This window comes from Pseudomonas sp. MM227, assembly GCF_947090715.1.
GTDB classification, from domain to species: domain Bacteria; phylum Pseudomonadota; class Gammaproteobacteria; order Pseudomonadales; family Pseudomonadaceae; genus Aquipseudomonas; species Aquipseudomonas baltica.
On the sequence record NZ_OX352319.1, the window covers coordinates 2641933 to 2657980 of the forward strand.

Consider the following 16048-nt stretch of genomic DNA (forward strand, 5'->3'; position numbering starts at 1 on the left):
CATGCCACACAAAAAACCCAATAAAATCAGTCCTTCATCTATTTTAAAGAGTCTTTTCGACTCGGTTAAAAAGACTCAAACATGAAAGACAAGGTCATTTCGACTCAGTCATCACGGGCTCTTCAAGCGCTTCTTCCGCTGCTGAGCGACCTTACGGCCGAGATCAGCGCAGAACACCGTTATCAGCGTGTGCTCGATGCGCTTCGCGAATTGGTACCCACCGATGCCGTTGCCATCCTGCGCCTCGAAAATCATGTGCTGATACCCGAAGCCGCCCATGGGCTGGCGGTGGATGCCATGGCGCGACGGTACCCGATGGACAGCCATCCGCGCTTGAAAGCGATCGTCGAGGCACCGGGAGCGATATTGTTTGCGCCCGACTGTCCTTATCCGGACCCCTATGACGGCCTGATCGGCGCCAGCGCGTTGCCTGTGCACGACTGCATGGGCTGCGCCCTGCGCATCAACGAGAGAATCTGGGGTGTTCTGACCCTGGACGCGCTGAAGGTGGGTCAATTTTCCGAGGACGATCTGCAGACGGTGGAAACCTTCGCGCGCCTGGCTGCCGCTACGGTAGTGGCCGCCGGGCATTTCGACGAGCTGATGCGCACCTTGGACGGCGAACGCAAGCGGGCCGATGCCTACCGATTGGCCCACCAAGGCGGACCGCAACGGATGATCGGTACCAGCGAGGCATTCAAACAGTTGCTGGGAGAAATCGACCTGGTGGCGCCCAGCGAGCTGACGGTACTCATTACCGGTGAAACGGGCGTGGGCAAAGAGCTGGTGGCGCGTCGGCTCCACAGCCACTCTCACCGTGCCGACAAGCCGATGATCAGCGTCAACTGCGCCGCCTTGCCGGAACACCTTGTCGAAAGCGAACTGTTCGGCCACGTCAAAGGCGCATTTTCAGGCGCCGTTGAAAACCGCCTCGGCAAATTCGAGATGGCCAGTGGGGGCACGCTCTTCCTCGATGAAATCGGCGAGCTGCCGCTGTCGGTGCAGGCCAAGCTGCTGCGGGTGCTGCAAGGCGGTGATGTGCAGCGCGTGGGCTCCGACCGTTCACACGTGGTGGATATTCGTTTGCTGGCAGCGAGCAACCGCGACTTGGCCGAAGAGGTTCGGACAGGTCGCTTTCGTGCCGACCTCTATCATCGTCTGACCGTGTACCCGTTGCGCGTGCCGCCACTGCGAGAGCGCAAGGAGGACATCCTTCTTCTGGCAGGCGCGTTCGCCGAGGAAAATCGGTACCGAATGGCACTGCCTCCGGTGCGGTTCGCTACCCACGCCAAAAGTGCGCTTGGGCAATACACGTGGCCGGGCAATGTTCGCGAACTGGAGCATCAGATCGCTAGAGCCGTGTTGAAGGCGAAAAAGCGGGTTTCAGGTTCAGCCCGTAAAGACATGCTCGTTCTGCTGGCAGACGATTTCGACCTCCCGACCACCGCCAGAGTCCTGGAAACCGAGCCCGCGCGTTCAAGCGACTCCGTTCGGTCGATGCCCCTCGACTACAAGGCCGCCGTTGATGACTACAAGAAAGAGCTTCTGGAAAACGCACTGATCCAGCATCAAGGCAATATCACCGCTGCCGCCAAGAGCCTCGGTCTGGATCGAGCCAATCTGGCAAGGCTTGCAGCTCGGCTAGGTGTCAGTGTTCAGCGTGCGTAGGGGCAGCTTTAACCAGTGCTTATCGCTGAGCATCGATCGAGGTATCGCAAACTTGTGTTGGTGCTGTGCAAAAACTAAACTTGACAAGATTTCCTCGTCAAATCAAAGATTACTAAAAATCGAGAACCGATCCTAGAGCCTGAAGAAACAACTCAATGCAAAACAAAAATGCGAATCACAGGCCCGTATTCTATAAACACCAAAGCAGCAAAAAATCCAGCAGCTTTTATCAATGGTAACGGCGCCTCCAGCTCAAAACCGGATCGCTCTTATCGCTCGTTATGGTTAATCAGACAATGTCGCCGTTTCAAAAAAGCTTGTTGCTTATAGCCGTCATGGCGCTGATCTGGGGTGCTGGCTTGCCGGTATCCAAGATTGGCGTGCAAACCCTGGGCGCTTGGCCGTTCCGATTAGCATGCGCTTTTATTAGTGTTCTTTTCCTCTACGCAGTATTTTGGAAACCTGTGAATGACCTCAGTACAAGCTTAAACGCCAAGCTTTATCTAAAGCTTTTCATTATCGCAGTTCCAAATGTCTTCCTTGTTCCGGCTTTAAACAATATAGCACTGGAGCACTTAAGCATCTCTGACTCCACTTCTCTAATCTCAACCGTAAACTTGATAGCTTTTCCATTGCTTCACTGACGCTCTGCTCAGTAGGTGTCTGGCTCATCATCGGAAGCTTTGAATTTTCTTCAAGCCACTTGATCATCCTGTCAAGCGCCGTCTCTTGGTCGATCGGCTCCCTCATCGCACAGCGATTAAAGACTGATATAGATTTTCGGGTGAAGGTATTTTGGCAGGTAACCTTCGGGTGCTTTTGCACCTTCTTGGTGTCGCCGCTATTTTTTGATTGGCCCACCGATATCATGGCGTTTTCTAGAAGCTTGTCATTATCTGCTGCTGCGTCGATTTTATTTATGGGCGTTGTTGGCGGCGCGATCGTTTTTTATATCTGGTTCTACCTGATCAAACTTCAAAGCGCCGAATACGCAAGCTACGCGACTTTATTTTCACCTATCATTTCTGTCGTATTGGCCATGACCTACTTCGGCGAAACACCTCCAGCCAGTACAATCATTGGCTTTGCCTTCATTCTTACGAGTGCATTGATCGTGAATATCTTGCGGCCTGCCTGGGTTTCAAGGACTTCTCCGGGGACCACATGATGTGTTCCGATAAAGTTGTTGGACAAATCAACCACCGCTTTGAGTCCGCGGCTCATCGCGTTGATGAGGACGCGCCCATGCTTAGCCTCGACGATGGAACGCTCACCGCCTGACCGTCCACAGCTGCCCGAGCTGCGTCGTATAGCTCTGGCTCATCATCTCCCTACGCATGCCCCAGTCCGGGTTGGTCGGCACCGCTGCTGGGCGCAGCGTGCCCCTGCCCCAGCGACCGTTGACCTGGTCGAGCACCTGCATCAGCCGCTCGGCGGCGGCCGGTTGCGCGCTGGCGAACAGGTCGTCGGTGAACTCGCCGCGCTGACACAGGCCCAGCAGGAGTATTTCCGCTTTGCTGTAGGTGAAGCCGCTGCGAAAGATGAATTCCAGGCCCTGCACCGCCGCCTTGGTCAACAGGCGTACATCGTCGGTCGGGTATGGCAGCTGCACCACCACGCCGTTGGCGTACTTGGCTTCCAGCGGGTTGAGCATGCCGGTGCGCACGCTCACGCGCAGCTGCCGACACAACGAATGCTGTGCCCGCAGTTTTTCCGAAGCGCGCATCACGTAGCTGGCCACCGCCTCGCGGATCGGCGCGATCTCGGTCAGGCGCTTGCCGAACATCCGGCTGCAGCAGATTTCCTGCTTGGGCGGATCGGGGTCTTCGAGCGCCAGGCAGGGCGTGCCGCCCAGTTCACGGGCGGTCTTTTCGATCACCACGCTGAACCGGCTGCGCAACAGCGCAGGGTCGGCGCAGCTCAGGTCCCAGGCGGTAGCGATGTTCATGCCTTGCAGGTGTGCGCTCATCTTGCGCCCGATGCCCCACACATCACTCACCGGGGTGACTTTCAACAGACGATCGCGGCGACCGGCCTCGCGCAGGTCGAGCACGCCGCCCAGCTGTTTATGCCATTTCTTCGCGGCATGATTGGCCAGCTTGGCCAGGGTCTTGGTGCCGGCGATACCCACGCCTACGGGGATGCCAGTGCGCCGGTAGACCTGTTCGCGAATGTCTCGGCCCAGTGCATCCAGGTCCTGGTGCATGCCAGTGAGGTCGGCGAATGCTTCGTCGATGCTGTAGACCTCAAGGGCCGGCACCATGGACTCGATGATGCACATCACCCGTTCGCTGATATCACCGTATAGCGCGTAATTGGAGGAAAACGCCACGATGCCATGCTGGCGCAGCAGGTCCTTGATCTGGAAATAAGGCGAGGCCATTTTCACCAGCGCCTTGGCTTCGGCGGATCGAGCGATCACGCAGCCATCGTTGTTGGACAGGACCACGATCGGCGTCTTCGCCAGGTCCGGGCGAAACACCCGCTCGCAACTGGCGTAGAAGCTGTTGCAGTCGATCAGCGCGAAGACCGGCTCATTCCTTTTCATGGGCACGTACGCTGAAGGTCACCACGCCCCAGATCAGCAGCTCGTCGCCTTCCATGATGTAGCGCGGCGGGTAATCGCGATTGGCCGACTTGAGGATTACCTCGCGTCCCCGCTTGTGCAGGCGCTTGCACACCGGTTCGCTGTTCACTGCGGCGATGACAACATGGCCATGCTCGGCCTCGATCGAGCGATCCACGATCACCAGGTCGCCGCAGAAGATCCCGGCGCCCTGCATGCTGTCGCCCTGGATGCGCACCAGGTAGATGTGCGGTGCGCGGATTTCCAGCAGCTCGTCCAGCGAAATGCGCTGTTCCATGTGGTCAGCCGCAGGCGAGGGAAAACCGGCCGGGACCTTGAACGAATACAGCGGATGCGCGGTGCTGCCCTGGGCGAGCGGGCCAAGAATGGTGATCATGGGATTGCCTGGTATTGATACTGTACGAATATACAGTTAACTTTGTAAGAACCTCGAGGTCAACCAAAGACCGCGACAATCTGACGGAGAACACCATGTGTGGTCGCTACTCGATGTACGAAGCGATGGAGGTCTATCTGCGCGAGTTGGCCCCGCGTCAGCAGGTCATCAGCTATGTCGACCCACAGCCGCAGGCACGCTACAACATTGCGCCGACGCAGCGCGCCATGGTGCTGCAGGGTACTGAGCAAGGCTTGCTGATCGATTCGGTGAAATGGGGCTGGGCGCCGTTCTGGGCTCAGGGCAAGCGCCCTGCCCCGATCAACGCCCGGGTCGAAACCGTGGCCACCGGCAAGTTCTTCAAGCAACTGTGGCCCAATGGGCGTGTGTTGGTGCCGGCCAACGGTTGGTACGAGTGGGTCAAGGATGCCGACGACCCGAAAAAGAAGCAGCCGTGGTTCATTCATCTTGCGGACGAGACACCGATGTTCTTCGCCGCCCTGGCGCAGGTCACGCCTGGGCTTGAGCCTGGTGAAGGCGATGGCTTCGTGATCATCACCGATGCCAGCAACGAAGGCATGGTCGATATCCACGACCGCCGCCCCGTAGTGCTGGCACCGGAGCAGGCGCGGGAATGGCTGGAAGCCGACGTGAGTGCCGAGCGCAGTCTGGAGATCGCCCAGCATGAAGGCCGGCCGGTGGCCGACTTCCGATGGCATACGGTGAGCAAGGCCGTTGGCAATGTGCGCAACCAGGGTGCGGAGCTGATTGCGCCCATTGATGAGGCGTCCTGATGCCGTGCTCGCCGCCTGCTGAACTCAGCCGCTGACGTTGACCAACGAGCCGGGTTCGAGCTGTTCCGTGCCCAGCGCGTGGATCAAGGTGATTGCTCGGGTCGACACCGCACGCAAGTGCACGGTGATCACTTCATCGATACGCGTCACATCCACCCACTGCCCATGAAACTGCACTGCCAGGCTCACGTCGCCCAGACCGGGCGGTGGCGCCGGGAACACCCGCAGCCCTTCCACGGCCGGACACACACCCAGGTAATGCCGCTGCATGACGTCCAGGGCGCCGGACATGGCTGCCAGGTGGACCCCTTCGCGCACGCCGCTGTCGGGCTTGGCGTCCAGATCGGTGCGCAGGCAGTGCTGGTAGTACATCCACGAGGCATCACTGTCGGTATGAGCCAGCGCACCGGCGCAGACGGTTTTCGACAGGCTGGATTCGTGGAAGACGTGGCCCAGGTGATAGTCCATGGTGCGCCGTGCGATGTCGTCGTCGAACGGGTAGCGCAAGCGAGCGAACAGGGCGTGCAACTGCTCATTGGACAATAGGTAGAACAGCATGAGGGTGTCGGCCTGCTTGCTGACCTGATAGTGGTCGCAATGATCACCGCGGGCCTCGAGCATCCAGTCCAGGCGTGGGTTGTCCTCGCTTTTCCACTCATCCGGGGCGGGCTGCAATCGTTCGAAGCCCTCGAATTGGTCGAGCACACCGTCGGCGGTGAATGGCAAGAACATGTTGCGGCTGACATGTTCCCAGTGCGATGCCTCGTCGGGACGCAGTGCCAGGCGTTCGACGAGGTCTTCGCGCAGCGCCGTCGGCAATCGCTGCAGCACGTCCAGTGCACGGCACAGCGTCCACACCGCCATCAGGTTGGTGTAGGCGTTGTTGTCCAGCCCCGGTTGCTCGGCATGGGGATAGGCGTTGTGGTATTCGTCGGGGCCGATCACGCCTTCGATGACGTAGCGCTGCCGGGATTCATCGAAGCGCGCCACGCTGGCCCAGTAGCGCGCGACCTCGATGATCAGGTCGCCGATCTTTCCGGCCAGTTGCTGTTCGTCACCGGTGGCCAGGTACAGCGTCCAGGCGTCGTAGGCCACGGCCGAGCCGATGTGACGCTGCAGGTGCGTTGGGTCGGGCACCCAATGGCCGGAAAGGGGGTAGTACTGGAACGGCGGGGTCTGTTCCTCGCCATCGTGGGCGCTGCGCCACGGAAACATTGCGCCGGAACAGCCCAGCCGAGCGGCTCGGCGCCGCGCTGCCGGCAGACGCGCATGGCGGTAGTCGAGCAACGAGCTGGCCAACTGCGGACGGTGGGTGGCGAACAACGGAAAGGCGAACAGCTCGTCCCAGAACACCTGGCCGAAGTAGCCCTCCTGCCAGCCGCGCGCCGGAAAACCCAGGTCATGGCTCATGCTCAGTGGAGAAACCGTCTGTTGGATATGCCAGCCGGCGAACTGCAGGGGGTGGTCGACAGCCGGATCGGCAACGCGGATGCGCCCGTATTCCCACGTGTCCTGCCACGCCTGCTCATGGGCAGCCAGCAATTGCGCATGGCTGGCGTCGGGCAGTGCCGCCATGCTGCTAGACAGTCCGTGAAACTCGTCGTCGACTTGAACGATGACACGCTTTTCCAGTACCAGCGGGCCATGCTCGGGCCACTCGACATCAGCTTCCTGCACCAGACGGTCGTCCGCCACTTGCCCCTGCCATTGGCACGGGGCGCAGGTCTGCACGGCCACGGCGACCTTGCGCGACGAGTCATCGAGGGTCGCCACGACCCCTGCCCGACCATCCGCCAGGTGTTCCCAGCGATGGCTGTGCAAACGACGCCCCTCGTAGTCGCGGTCGCGTTCGATCAGATAATTGCCGCGGCTGTTGTCCAGCGTCGTACGCACGCGCAGGCCGGTCAGCGGTTTCTGGGCATGCAGCTCCCAGCGCAGCACCGCCAGTTGTGCATTGGCGAGGCTGACGAAACGGGTCTCGACGAGTTCCACCGGAACATCGTCCAGCAGCAACGACAGCCGACGGGTCAGAACACCGCGCTGCATGTCGACATGCTGGTGATAGGACTGCAGGGTGTCCGGCCCAAGCTCAAGCCACGGCTGGTGATTGAGCGACAGCGTCAAGCCGAAGGGGTCTGGCAGGTTGACCAACGCCGCGGTATGGGTGGTGGTGCCGTTGACCTGGCGTGCGGCATCGTCGTACCAGCCCGCCCGGTACAGGCCGGGGTAATGCCCTTCGGGCCGTGGCACGGCGCAGGCCTCGGGCGAACAGGCGCGCCATGAGATCACGCCGTTGGCCAGGGTGAACAGCGCTTCGCGGCGCTGTTCGTCGTCGAGGTCGAAATGGTCGAAGACCAGGGAATGGGTCGGGCGATCCTTCATGGGCGTTGCCCACGAGCGTGCAACGGGGCGAGAGCGGTAACCGGCGTAAGCGTCATGCAAGGATTCCTCGAGTGTGCAGGCGTCGATAGTCCTCAATGCAGACCCATGCACAGGCTCTAGGTTCGGCCTCTTGGGGGGTGCGCAGTGGTTACATCATGTAACGCCGATGGAACTCCAGGGTGGCCTGATTCTTGTGCTTGGCCTCGAACATGATGTCGAAGCGCTCGAGAAACTGCAGCGCGTAGAGGTTGGTCCAGTGGTTCCACATAAGCTCGCTGTGGCCATACAGGTCGCGCTTGGACACCACTTGCAGCAGCGCTGGCATCTCCAGCTTCTGCTCGGCGCTGAAGCCTAGTTCCTGCAGGCGCTCCTGGGGCTGCGAGTAATGCATCACCGGGCGCACGCCGCGCCAGCTGTCGATGATGCGGTCCACGCGGGGATCGTTCGGGTCGATGTAGTCGTTCTCGTTGATCCAGCAGTGGTGGATATCCAGCACCACGGGTGCCAGGTCGGCGAGCTGCAGGCAGTCGTCGACGCCGTAGGTTTTCTCTTCGTTCTCGAAGGTGATGCAGTGGCGCGCCACGCTGGACAGGCGCGGCCAGATCGCGCGGATGCCTTCGGAGCCGAGGCGACCGGCGATGTGCACGTTGCACTTGAAGTCCTGGTACTGCACACCGTAGCCCATCATGCGGATCATGTCGGCGTGGTACTCGAATTCCGCCAGGCTGTTTTCCACCACCGGTGGCTTGTCCGAGCCCAGCACGCAGAACTGGCCGGGATGGAAAGACAGGCGGATGCCTGAATCGCGCGCCAACTGGCCCATGGCCGCGAAGCGTTCGGCCAGCCACGCCTGGCGCTCGGGCTGCTGGTAGAACGGCGCAACCTGCGGGTGGCTGTAGAACGGCAGCAGGTCGCTGCTCAAACGCAGCATGCGCATGGCTTCGGGCAGTTGCGCCACATAGTCGAGCAGTTGCAGTTGCGCCTGCAGGTTGTGGCGGACGACCTCTTGAAGCTTTTCGTGAGCCACTTGCGTGGCGACGCTGTTCATCCAGCGCAAGGTGGTAGTGCGGGGGTTGTAGGCGCCCTCGATGAGCTTCAATTCGGCGAGGGTCAGGGCGCGGATCGCGTGTCGGTATTGGCAGGCGAAGCCGATGCGGGGAGTGTTCATTCGAATAAGAGCCTGGCATTCAAGTAGGTAGGTCATAGACAACCGCAGCCAGCGTTCCTCTCTCCTTACCGCTACACAGCCGGGCAAATTGACAGACGCCCTGTGCCACTCTTAATCTGTAGCCAATACATTGTAAATTGGTATTACCAATTCAGCTTGCTCCCGGCAGATCTCCAACAACAATCAGGGAATCCGACCCATGCCAACGAACAGTTCAGCCTGCGCCGTTCTTCACGTCCGGGAGATGGCGCGCCCATGATCATTTCTGCCTCTACCGATTATCGCGCCGCGGCGCAGCGCCGCTTGCCGCCGTTCCTGTTCCACTACATCGACGGTGGCGCCTACGCCGAGCACACCTTGCGACGCAATGTCAGTGACCTGGCGGACATCGCCCTGCGTCAGCGGGTGCTGCGCAACATGTCCCAGCTGAGCCTGGAAACCCAGCTGTTCGGCGAGACGCTGGCCATGCCGGTGGCGCTCGCTCCAATCGGCCTGTGCGGCATGTTTGCCCGTCGTGGCGAGGTGCAGGCAGCCAAGGCGGCGGATGCCAAGGGTATTCCGTTCACCCTGTCGACGGTATCGGTCTGCCCCATCGAAGAGGTCGCACCGGCCATTACCCGGCCGATGTGGTTTCAGCTGTATGTGCTCAAGGACCGCGGCTTCATGAAGAACGCCCTGGAGCGCGCCCGCGCCGCCGGGGTGAAGACGCTGATCTTCACCGTGGACATGCCGGTGCCCGGCGCTCGCTACCGCGATGCGCACTCGGGCATGAGCGGCGCTAACGGGCCTATGCGGCGCATGTGGCAGGCCGTCACGCACCCGGCGTGGGCCTGGGACGTTGGCCTGCACGGTCGTCCGCACGATCTGGGCAATATTTCCACCTACCGCGGCAATCCCACCGGGCTTGCCGATTACATCGGCTGGCTGGGCAGCAACTTCGATCCGTCGATTTCCTGGAAGGATCTGGAGTGGATTCGTGAGTTCTGGGACGGGCCGATGATCATCAAGGGCATTCTGGATCCCGAGGACGCCCGCGACGCCGTGAGCTTCGGTGCCGACGGTATCGTGGTGTCCAACCATGGAGGGCGTCAGCTCGACGGCGTGTTGTCCAGCGCACGGGCCTTGCCGGCGATTGCCGATGCGGTGAAGGGCGATCTGGCAATCCTGGCCGATTCGGGGATTCGCAGCGGGCTGGACGTGGTACGGATGATCGCGCTGGGGGCCGACACGGTGCTGCTGGGTCGGGCATTCATCTACGCCCTGGCGGTGGCCGGGGGCGCGGGTGTGAGCAATCTGCTGGGATTGATCGAGAAGGAGATGCGGGTGGCCATGGTGCTGACCGGGGCCAAGTCGATCAGCGAGATCGGTTCGGATTCGCTGGTGCGTTGAGCGATAGGCATCACGGCAGCAGGTGGACCAGTTGCGGGTGCACCGCGTCGGGCTGGACGTCGAGCACCACCAGCGTGACGGGCAGCCTGAAGCGGCGACGGCCGGCACTGCCGGGGTTGATGTACAGGCACTCGCCGCGCCACTGGATCAGCGGTTTGTGCGAATGACCGGTGATGACCAGGCGTGTATCTTCGCGCAGCGCCGCGGGTACATCGGCGATGTCGTGTACCAACAAGGTGGGCCAGCCTTCTAGCTCGAAATGCAGTACCTCGGCGAGCGAGTCGGCCCAGGCCATGCCGACGTCGTTGTTGCCCGACACCACTTGCACCGGGGCAATCGCGGAGAGTTGCTGGACGATGTCGCCCTTGCCGATGTCGCCGGCATGAACGATGCGCTCGCAGCCCTGCAGTGCCGCCACCGCTTCGGGCCGCAACAGGCCGTGCGTGTCGGAAATGATGCCTACTTTCACTGTCGATATCCTGGGTGAGCTGTGCGGATCTGGACTGTGATCTACCTGGGCAGGTTCCCCCAAGATCATCCATCGACCGCAAAACCTACCGCAATCCTGCCACTACTAAGCGGTGAACCCTTCGCGGCCGGTGACCGCTCCTACGGGGGACCCAATACCTTTCTAGGAGCGGTCAGTGGCCGCGAACAGACGCTGCGGTGGGTCAGGTACAGGGGGATAACACTACTTGGCAGTGATCACCGCCAGTTTGGTGATGCCCGCCTTTTCGATGGAGGCCATGGCCCGGGCCACTTCGCCGTAGTTGACGCCGTCATCGGCCTGCAGCTGCACCCGCACATCAGGATCCTTCTGCCGGGCGTTCTGCAGGTTGACCTGAAGCAGGTCCGGCTGGATTTCATCCTTGTTGATGAACAGCTTCCCCTGCCCGTCGATGCTGACCACCAGCGGATCCTTCTGCTCGGCAGGCGCCACCGCTTCGGTCTTGGGCAGGTTGATCGGGATCGAATTGGTCAGCAACGGTGCGGTGACGATGAACACCACCAACAGCACCAGCATCACATCCACCAGCGGCGTCACGTTGATCTCGCTGAGCACTTCGTCCGTGTCCTGAGTCGAAAAGGCCATGTCAGGATGCCTCCTTCACTTTGTGGCCGGAAGCCGCAGTACCACTGCGAGCCAACGCCGGATGTTGCAGTACGCGGAAGGAATGCTTCTGCGCCAGGCTGTAGAAGTCATGGGCGAAGTCATCGAGGTCTGCCGCGGTCAGCTTCAGGCGCCGCAGGAAATAGTTGTAGACCAGCACCGCCGGCACCGCGACGGCAATCCCCACGCCGGTCGCCACCAAGGCTGCGCCAATGGGACCTGCCACGGTTTCCAGACTGGCCGAACCGGCTGCGCTGATGCCCTTGAGCGCCGACATGATCCCCCACACCGTGCCGAACAAGCCGATGAAAGGCGAGGTACTGCCGATGCTGGCCAGTACCGCAAGGCCAGTCTCCAGCGAGCGCCGCTCACGCACGATTTGCTGACGCAGGGCACGCTCCAGCCGATCCTGATGATTGATGGCCTGGCTCAGATCGGTGTGCGCCTGCTCGTTGACCTGAATGGCGGCATAGCCCGACTGTGCGACACGGGCCGCTGCACCGGGTTGTTCCTGCGCCAGGTGGGCGGCCGAATCGAGGCTGGAAGCGGCCCAGAACTGCTTGTGAAACTTGCGATCCTGGCCCTTGAGCCGGGCGAACTGCAGCCCTTTGAGCAAGGCCAGGCCCCAGGTGGCAACGGAGAACAGGATGAGCAGCCAGATGACCGAGTGCTCGACGGAAGTGAATGGCGATTCTGTCAGAAGATTCATGGTGAGGCTCTCTGTGGCAAGGCAATAGGTAATGCGACGCGCCTTTGGTCAGGTAGCCCGCTTGGTGCAAGAAAAGTTGTTCAGCGCAGTTTGAAATCGATCGGCACACTGACCCAGCCGTCGACTGGGTCGGAGCCCCGTTTGGCCGGGACGAAGCTCCAGCGTTTCACCGCTGCCAGCGCAGCGTCGTCCAACTGGGTGCGACCACTGCTGGTCTGTACCTGAACCTCGCTGGGCTTGCCGCTGGCCAGCACGTGAACGCGCAATAGCACGGTCCCTTCCCAGTTGCGACGCATGGCCAGGGCCGGATACTCGGGCGCCGGATTGTGCAGGTAGCCGGCATTGGCCGAGGCCGGTGTCACCGGTTGCGGCGCAGGGGGTGCAGGCGGCGTGGGCGGCGTCGGTGCGGCCACGGGTTGCGGCGGCGCAGGCGGTTGCACGACCGGTTTGGGCGCAGGCTTTGGCACCGGTTTCTTGACCACGGGCTGGGGTTTGGGCTTGGGCGGCGGCGGTGGTGCTGGCTTGGCCGCCAGTTCATCCTCGACAGGCGGTGGCGGTTCGACAACCGGTGCGACCGGCTCGGGCGGTGGCGGCGGCGTCTCCACCACCGGCGGTGGCGCTGGCTGCGAAAACTCGATCGTCATGGGTGGGATTTCCGGCGGCACTGTAGGCAGCGCCGGTGTCGGGGTCTGACTGATCCAATAGATCACCGCCCCATGCAGCACCAGCGCGAACACCCCCAGCAGCACGCCCTCGCGACGACCAAGGATACGCTTCGGCGCACGTTGCAGACGCAGCTCGCCCAAGGGCTCGCGGAACACCCGGCCCAGGTCGAGCACATCGCCGGGTACCGGATGCCACCGCACCTCCAGGGCGGCCTTGAGGTTATTCATCAGTTACTCCTGTTGACGGGTGATCGTGAAGAGACAAGTCCAATCGGCCTCTTCGGCGGGCGAATGATGTTCAAACTCGACGGGTTCGAAAAGTAATTGTTTGTTATCCCAAACTGCCTATCTGGCATAAGGGAAAGTTTGTGATTTAGCGCGTGCAATTCACTGTTGACTGCAGAACAGCTGAACAACTTAGCTGTTGCGCAGGCAACAACGGGTTGATTCGAGAAATATTCATTTCTCCAGCAGAATTAACCAGTTGCGCTCTACCGACAACGACCTTGCAAGCCGAGCAGGTGCATCGACGGACCGTCACGTTTTTTACGTCACGACATAAGCTAATGCTCATAAGGTATTTAACGATCGTTTTTTATATCCTTTAGTATCCCCTTCAGTGTCGCAGTGGCTGCCCAGGCAGCGCAGATGTGGCTTTAGATCGACTCATTCTTTTTACTCTGCACTTTGAAGGCGTCGCCATGCAGCTTTTGACACTCCCCCCATCGCCTGCCCTCGCCACCTCCATTCGCGCCACTGCCCAGGTGTTCGAAGACCCGAAGTCCAAGGCTTTGCTGGCGCATCTGGAGCAAGTTGCGCCCAGCGAGGCGAGCGTGCTGATCATCGGTGAAACCGGCACCGGCAAAGAGCTGGTCGCGCGCCATATCCACAACCTCAGTGGGCGGCGTAACAAGCCGTTCGTGGCCGTCAACTGCGGAGCGTTTTCCGAGTCGCTGGTGGAAGCCGAGCTGTTCGGTCACGAAAAAGGCGCTTTCACCGGCGCGCTGACAGCCAAAGCCGGATGGTTCGAGGAGGCCAACGGCGGGACTCTGTTTCTCGATGAAATCGGCGACCTGCCGATGCCCATCCAGGTCAAATTGCTGCGCGTACTGCAAGAGCGCGAAGTGGTACGCCTGGGTTCGCGCAAGAGCATCCCCATTGATGTTCGGGTATTGGCGGCGACCAATGTGCTGCTGGAAAAAGCCATCAATGCCGGCAACTTTCGCGAGGATCTTTATTACCGGCTGGACGTGGTCAACCTGGAGCTGGTGCCACTGCGCGAAAGGCCTGGCGATATCATCGCGTTGACCCGGCACTTCCTCGATGTGTACTGCAAGCGTCTGGGCTACAAACAGGCGACGCTGTCACCCGAGGCTGAGCACAAGCTGCTGCACTACAGCTGGCCGGGCAACATTCGCGAACTCGAGAACGTCATTCACCATACCTTGCTGATCTGCCGCAACGGCGTGATCGAGCGCGATGATCTGCGCTTGTCGAACATGCGCATCGAACGCGCCGATGACAGCCCGGCAGTGGACGATTCGGTGGAGGCTTCACTGGATCGGCTGTTCCAGCGGCTGTTCGACGAGCAGGTCGGCGATCTCCACGAGAAAGTCGAAGAGGCCCTGCTGCGCTCGGCCTATCGTTTCAGCCATTGCAACCAGGTGCACACGGCCAACCTGCTGGGCCTGAGCCGCAACGTGACCCGCACCAGGCTGATCAAGATGGGCGAACTGGCGGTGAACAAAAGGCGTGCTGTTTCCGATCAGCCCGATGCTCGGGTGTTCAGGCTGTCAATCTGAACCAGCCACTCGCGGCCGCTGACCGTTCCTGCATACAGAGAAAACCGTAGGAGCGGTCATCGGCCGCGAAAAGGACGTTGCGGTGTAGCAGGCACTGCGCGGTGAAGCCTTCGCGGCCGCTGACCGCTCCTACGGTGGATGTCGGGTCGACTGTCTTTCAGAACAATCCCGAGGTTGGCGGTGGCGTGCCCTTGAGCTGCCAGGTGCCCACCGCTGCGGCCTTCCAGTCGCGAGGGTTGTGGTTGGCCACCGTGCGGGCATTGCGCCAATGCCGGTCAAGGTTGTGGCCACGCCCTGTGGTGGAGGCACCGCCCACATCGAATACCCGTTCCGCCGCCTTGAGCGCACATTCGGCGGCGATGTATTGCGCCTGCGCGACCTCGATCGCCGCCTCATCCACCGCCGCCGGGTCGAGCCCGGCCCCCCAGGCGCGATCGATCGCTTCGGCAGCCTTGAGCACCAACGCCTCGGCGGTATAGGCGCGCGCTGAAATCTCGCCCACGCTCAACGCAACATACGGATCATCCACCGATTGAGCGGCACTGCTGTGCTTGATCGGACGCGCATGATTGCGCGCAAACGCCACTGCATCGTTCAGCGCATTGCGCGCGATCCCGGCCTGCACCGAGGCCAGGAACAACTGCAGGAACGGCGTCACCAGCGTACGCTTGCCCTCTTCCACCGTGCGTGCGCGTACTTCATGGGCATACACCTGCACGTTGTCCAGGCGCGTCGTGCCACTGGCGGTCAAGCGTTGGCCCATGGCATCGAAGTCATCCAGCAGCACCAACCCTTCGCGGTCACGGGGCAGCATGAATGACACTGGCTGGTCGTGCTCGTCCAACGCCACCGCGCTGATCCAGTCGGCGTACAGCGACCCGGTGCTGTAGAACTTGCTGCCGTTGGCGCGGTAGTGGTCGCCTTCGCGCACGATGCGCGCACTGATCGCCCCGTTGACACCGCCTACTTCCCATCCGGCATTGCCCAGCACTGCCCCTTGCAGGTAACGGGCGAACCAGAGCTGACGTTCCTGCTCGGCGCCTTCGGCTCGGGACACCAGCAGCCCTTCGATGAAAGCGAAACCTGGCCGCAGCGCTTGAGCCACATTGGAATCTGCCGAAGCGATGCGCACCAGCAGGCCGATGACGTCCTTGACCGAGCCGCCAGGGCCGCCGTAACGAGCGGGAATACGCAGGGTATAGAGCAACGCCTGGGCAATCTGCGCGACGGCCTCGTAAGGCAGTTGACGATCACGTTCGCGCGCCGCGGCGCCGGCAGCGATGTCCGGCAGCAGTTGCTCCGCGCGTGCCAGCAACTGTGCCACGCTCAGCGGCGCTTCGGGTGCAGTGGAAGGGGTGACTTTCGCAGCTTGAGTCATGAACGGTTCCTGTCTTGAA

The 16048-nt window shown here is 61.2% G+C and carries 15 protein-coding genes; 6 read left to right on the forward strand and 9 right to left on the reverse strand.

From position 1 onward, the window contains the following. Window positions 1-81: 81 nt before the first annotated feature. The 3 genes from norR (at window position 82) to ONG87_RS11870 (ending at window position 2836) form a co-directional block, all read left to right on the forward strand. Window positions 82-1668 carry a nitric oxide reductase transcriptional regulator NorR gene (gene norR, locus ONG87_RS11860; protein WP_264381309.1) on the forward strand — a complete coding sequence of 529 codons (1587 nt, stop codon included), beginning with the start codon at window positions 82-84 and terminating at the stop codon, window positions 1666-1668. Between the two features lie 296 nt (window positions 1669-1964). Continuing rightward, window positions 1965-2312, forward strand: a complete 348-nt coding sequence (locus ONG87_RS11865) for an EamA family transporter (protein ID WP_264381310.1) — start codon at window positions 1965-1967, stop codon at window positions 2310-2312. 59 nt (window positions 2313-2371) lie between these two features. Beyond that, window positions 2372-2836 carry a DMT family transporter gene (locus ONG87_RS11870; protein ID WP_264381311.1) on the forward strand — a complete coding sequence of 155 codons (465 nt, stop codon included), beginning with the start codon at window positions 2372-2374 and terminating at the stop codon, window positions 2834-2836. 102 nt (window positions 2837-2938) lie between these two features. On the opposite strand, the gene umuC is transcribed toward ONG87_RS11870, so the two are convergent. Beyond that, window positions 2939-4216 carry a translesion error-prone DNA polymerase V subunit UmuC gene (gene umuC / locus ONG87_RS11875; RefSeq protein ID WP_264381312.1) on the reverse strand — a complete coding sequence of 426 codons (1278 nt, stop codon included), beginning with the start codon at window positions 4214-4216 and terminating at the stop codon, window positions 2939-2941. Then, entirely contained in the window at window positions 4203-4631 is a 429-nt protein-coding gene (locus ONG87_RS11880; protein ID WP_122477662.1) for a LexA family transcriptional regulator, read from the reverse strand. Before ONG87_RS11880 ends, umuC begins: the two co-directional genes overlap by 14 nt. A 95-nt stretch (window positions 4632-4726) precedes the next feature. Here ONG87_RS11880 and ONG87_RS11885 point away from each other — a divergent pair, with 95 nt between their 5' ends. Further along, window positions 4727-5425: an SOS response-associated peptidase family protein gene (locus ONG87_RS11885; protein WP_192055370.1), complete on the forward strand. Its 699-nt coding sequence runs from the start codon at window positions 4727-4729 to the stop codon at window positions 5423-5425. 24 nt (window positions 5426-5449) lie between these two features. Here ONG87_RS11885 and ONG87_RS11890 read toward each other — a convergent pair whose 3' ends face one another. Next, the gene (locus ONG87_RS11890; protein WP_264381313.1) at window positions 5450-7807 is read right to left on the reverse strand and encodes a glycoside hydrolase family 65 protein; all 2358 of its coding nucleotides are present in this window, start codon (window positions 7805-7807) and stop codon (window positions 5450-5452) included. A gap of 148 nt (window positions 7808-7955) precedes the next feature. Further along, window positions 7956-8975 (reverse strand): UV DNA damage repair endonuclease UvsE, encoded by a 1020-nt coding sequence (gene uvsE, locus ONG87_RS11895; RefSeq protein ID WP_264381314.1) that lies wholly within the window; start codon window positions 8973-8975, stop codon window positions 7956-7958. Window positions 8976-9230: 255 nt separating this feature from the next. Here uvsE and lldD point away from each other — a divergent pair, with 255 nt between their 5' ends. Next, entirely contained in the window at window positions 9231-10364 is a 1134-nt protein-coding gene (gene lldD, locus ONG87_RS11900) for an FMN-dependent L-lactate dehydrogenase LldD (RefSeq protein WP_264381315.1), read from the forward strand. Between the two features lie 10 nt (window positions 10365-10374). Here the strand turns inward: lldD and ONG87_RS11905 are convergent, their stop codons facing one another. The 4 genes from ONG87_RS11905 to ONG87_RS11920 all read right to left on the reverse strand — a co-directional run bounded on the left by ONG87_RS11905 (window position 10375) and on the right by ONG87_RS11920 (window position 13077). Then, window positions 10375-10833, reverse strand: a complete 459-nt coding sequence (locus tag ONG87_RS11905; protein ID WP_264381316.1) for a metallophosphoesterase family protein — start codon at window positions 10831-10833, stop codon at window positions 10375-10377. A 222-nt stretch (window positions 10834-11055) separates the two neighbouring features. Continuing rightward, window positions 11056-11457: a biopolymer transporter ExbD gene (locus ONG87_RS11910; RefSeq protein WP_122477651.1), complete on the reverse strand. Its 402-nt coding sequence runs from the start codon at window positions 11455-11457 to the stop codon at window positions 11056-11058. A 1-nt stretch (window position 11458) separates the two neighbouring features. Next, complete coding sequence (locus tag ONG87_RS11915; RefSeq protein WP_192055378.1) at window positions 11459-12184, reverse strand: MotA/TolQ/ExbB proton channel family protein; 726 nt, start codon at window positions 12182-12184, stop codon at window positions 11459-11461. Window positions 12185-12264: 80 nt separating this feature from the next. Further along, entirely contained in the window at window positions 12265-13077 is an 813-nt protein-coding gene (locus tag ONG87_RS11920) for an energy transducer TonB (protein ID WP_192103380.1), read from the reverse strand. Between the two features lie 473 nt (window positions 13078-13550). Here ONG87_RS11920 and ONG87_RS11925 point away from each other — a divergent pair, with 473 nt between their 5' ends. Then, window positions 13551-14651 carry a sigma-54-dependent Fis family transcriptional regulator gene (locus tag ONG87_RS11925; RefSeq protein WP_264381317.1) on the forward strand — a complete coding sequence of 367 codons (1101 nt, stop codon included), beginning with the start codon at window positions 13551-13553 and terminating at the stop codon, window positions 14649-14651. Window positions 14652-14808: 157 nt separating this feature from the next. Here ONG87_RS11925 and ONG87_RS11930 read toward each other — a convergent pair whose 3' ends face one another. After that, window positions 14809-16029, reverse strand: a complete 1221-nt coding sequence (locus ONG87_RS11930; RefSeq protein WP_192103378.1) for an acyl-CoA dehydrogenase family protein — start codon at window positions 16027-16029, stop codon at window positions 14809-14811. Between the last annotated feature and the right edge of the window lie 19 nt (window positions 16030-16048).

Coding starts and splice junctions, on each gene's coding strand:
- norR (WP_264381309.1), top strand. CDS start 82: ATGAAAGACAAGGTCATTTCGACTCAGTCATCACGGGCTCTTCAAGCG.
- ONG87_RS11865 (WP_264381310.1), top strand. CDS start 1,965: ATGTCGCCGTTTCAAAAAAGCTTGTTGCTTATAGCCGTCATGGCGCTG.
- umuC (WP_264381312.1), bottom strand. CDS start 4,216: ATGAAAAGGAATGAGCCGGTCTTCGCGCTGATCGACTGCAACAGCTTC.
- ONG87_RS11880 (WP_122477662.1), bottom strand. CDS start 4,631: ATGATCACCATTCTTGGCCCGCTCGCCCAGGGCAGCACCGCGCATCCG.
- ONG87_RS11885 (WP_192055370.1), top strand. CDS start 4,727: ATGTGTGGTCGCTACTCGATGTACGAAGCGATGGAGGTCTATCTGCGC.
- ONG87_RS11890 (WP_264381313.1), bottom strand. CDS start 7,807: ATGAAGGATCGCCCGACCCATTCCCTGGTCTTCGACCATTTCGACCTC.
- uvsE (WP_264381314.1), bottom strand. CDS start 8,975: ATGAACACTCCCCGCATCGGCTTCGCCTGCCAATACCGACACGCGATC.
- lldD (WP_264381315.1), top strand. CDS start 9,231: ATGATCATTTCTGCCTCTACCGATTATCGCGCCGCGGCGCAGCGCCGC.
- ONG87_RS11910 (WP_122477651.1), bottom strand. CDS start 11,457: ATGGCCTTTTCGACTCAGGACACGGACGAAGTGCTCAGCGAGATCAAC.
- ONG87_RS11915 (WP_192055378.1), bottom strand. CDS start 12,184: ATGAATCTTCTGACAGAATCGCCATTCACTTCCGTCGAGCACTCGGTC.
- ONG87_RS11920 (WP_192103380.1), bottom strand. CDS start 13,077: ATGAATAACCTCAAGGCCGCCCTGGAGGTGCGGTGGCATCCGGTACCC.
- ONG87_RS11925 (WP_264381317.1), top strand. CDS start 13,551: ATGCAGCTTTTGACACTCCCCCCATCGCCTGCCCTCGCCACCTCCATT.
- ONG87_RS11930 (WP_192103378.1), bottom strand. CDS start 16,029: ATGACTCAAGCTGCGAAAGTCACCCCTTCCACTGCACCCGAAGCGCCG.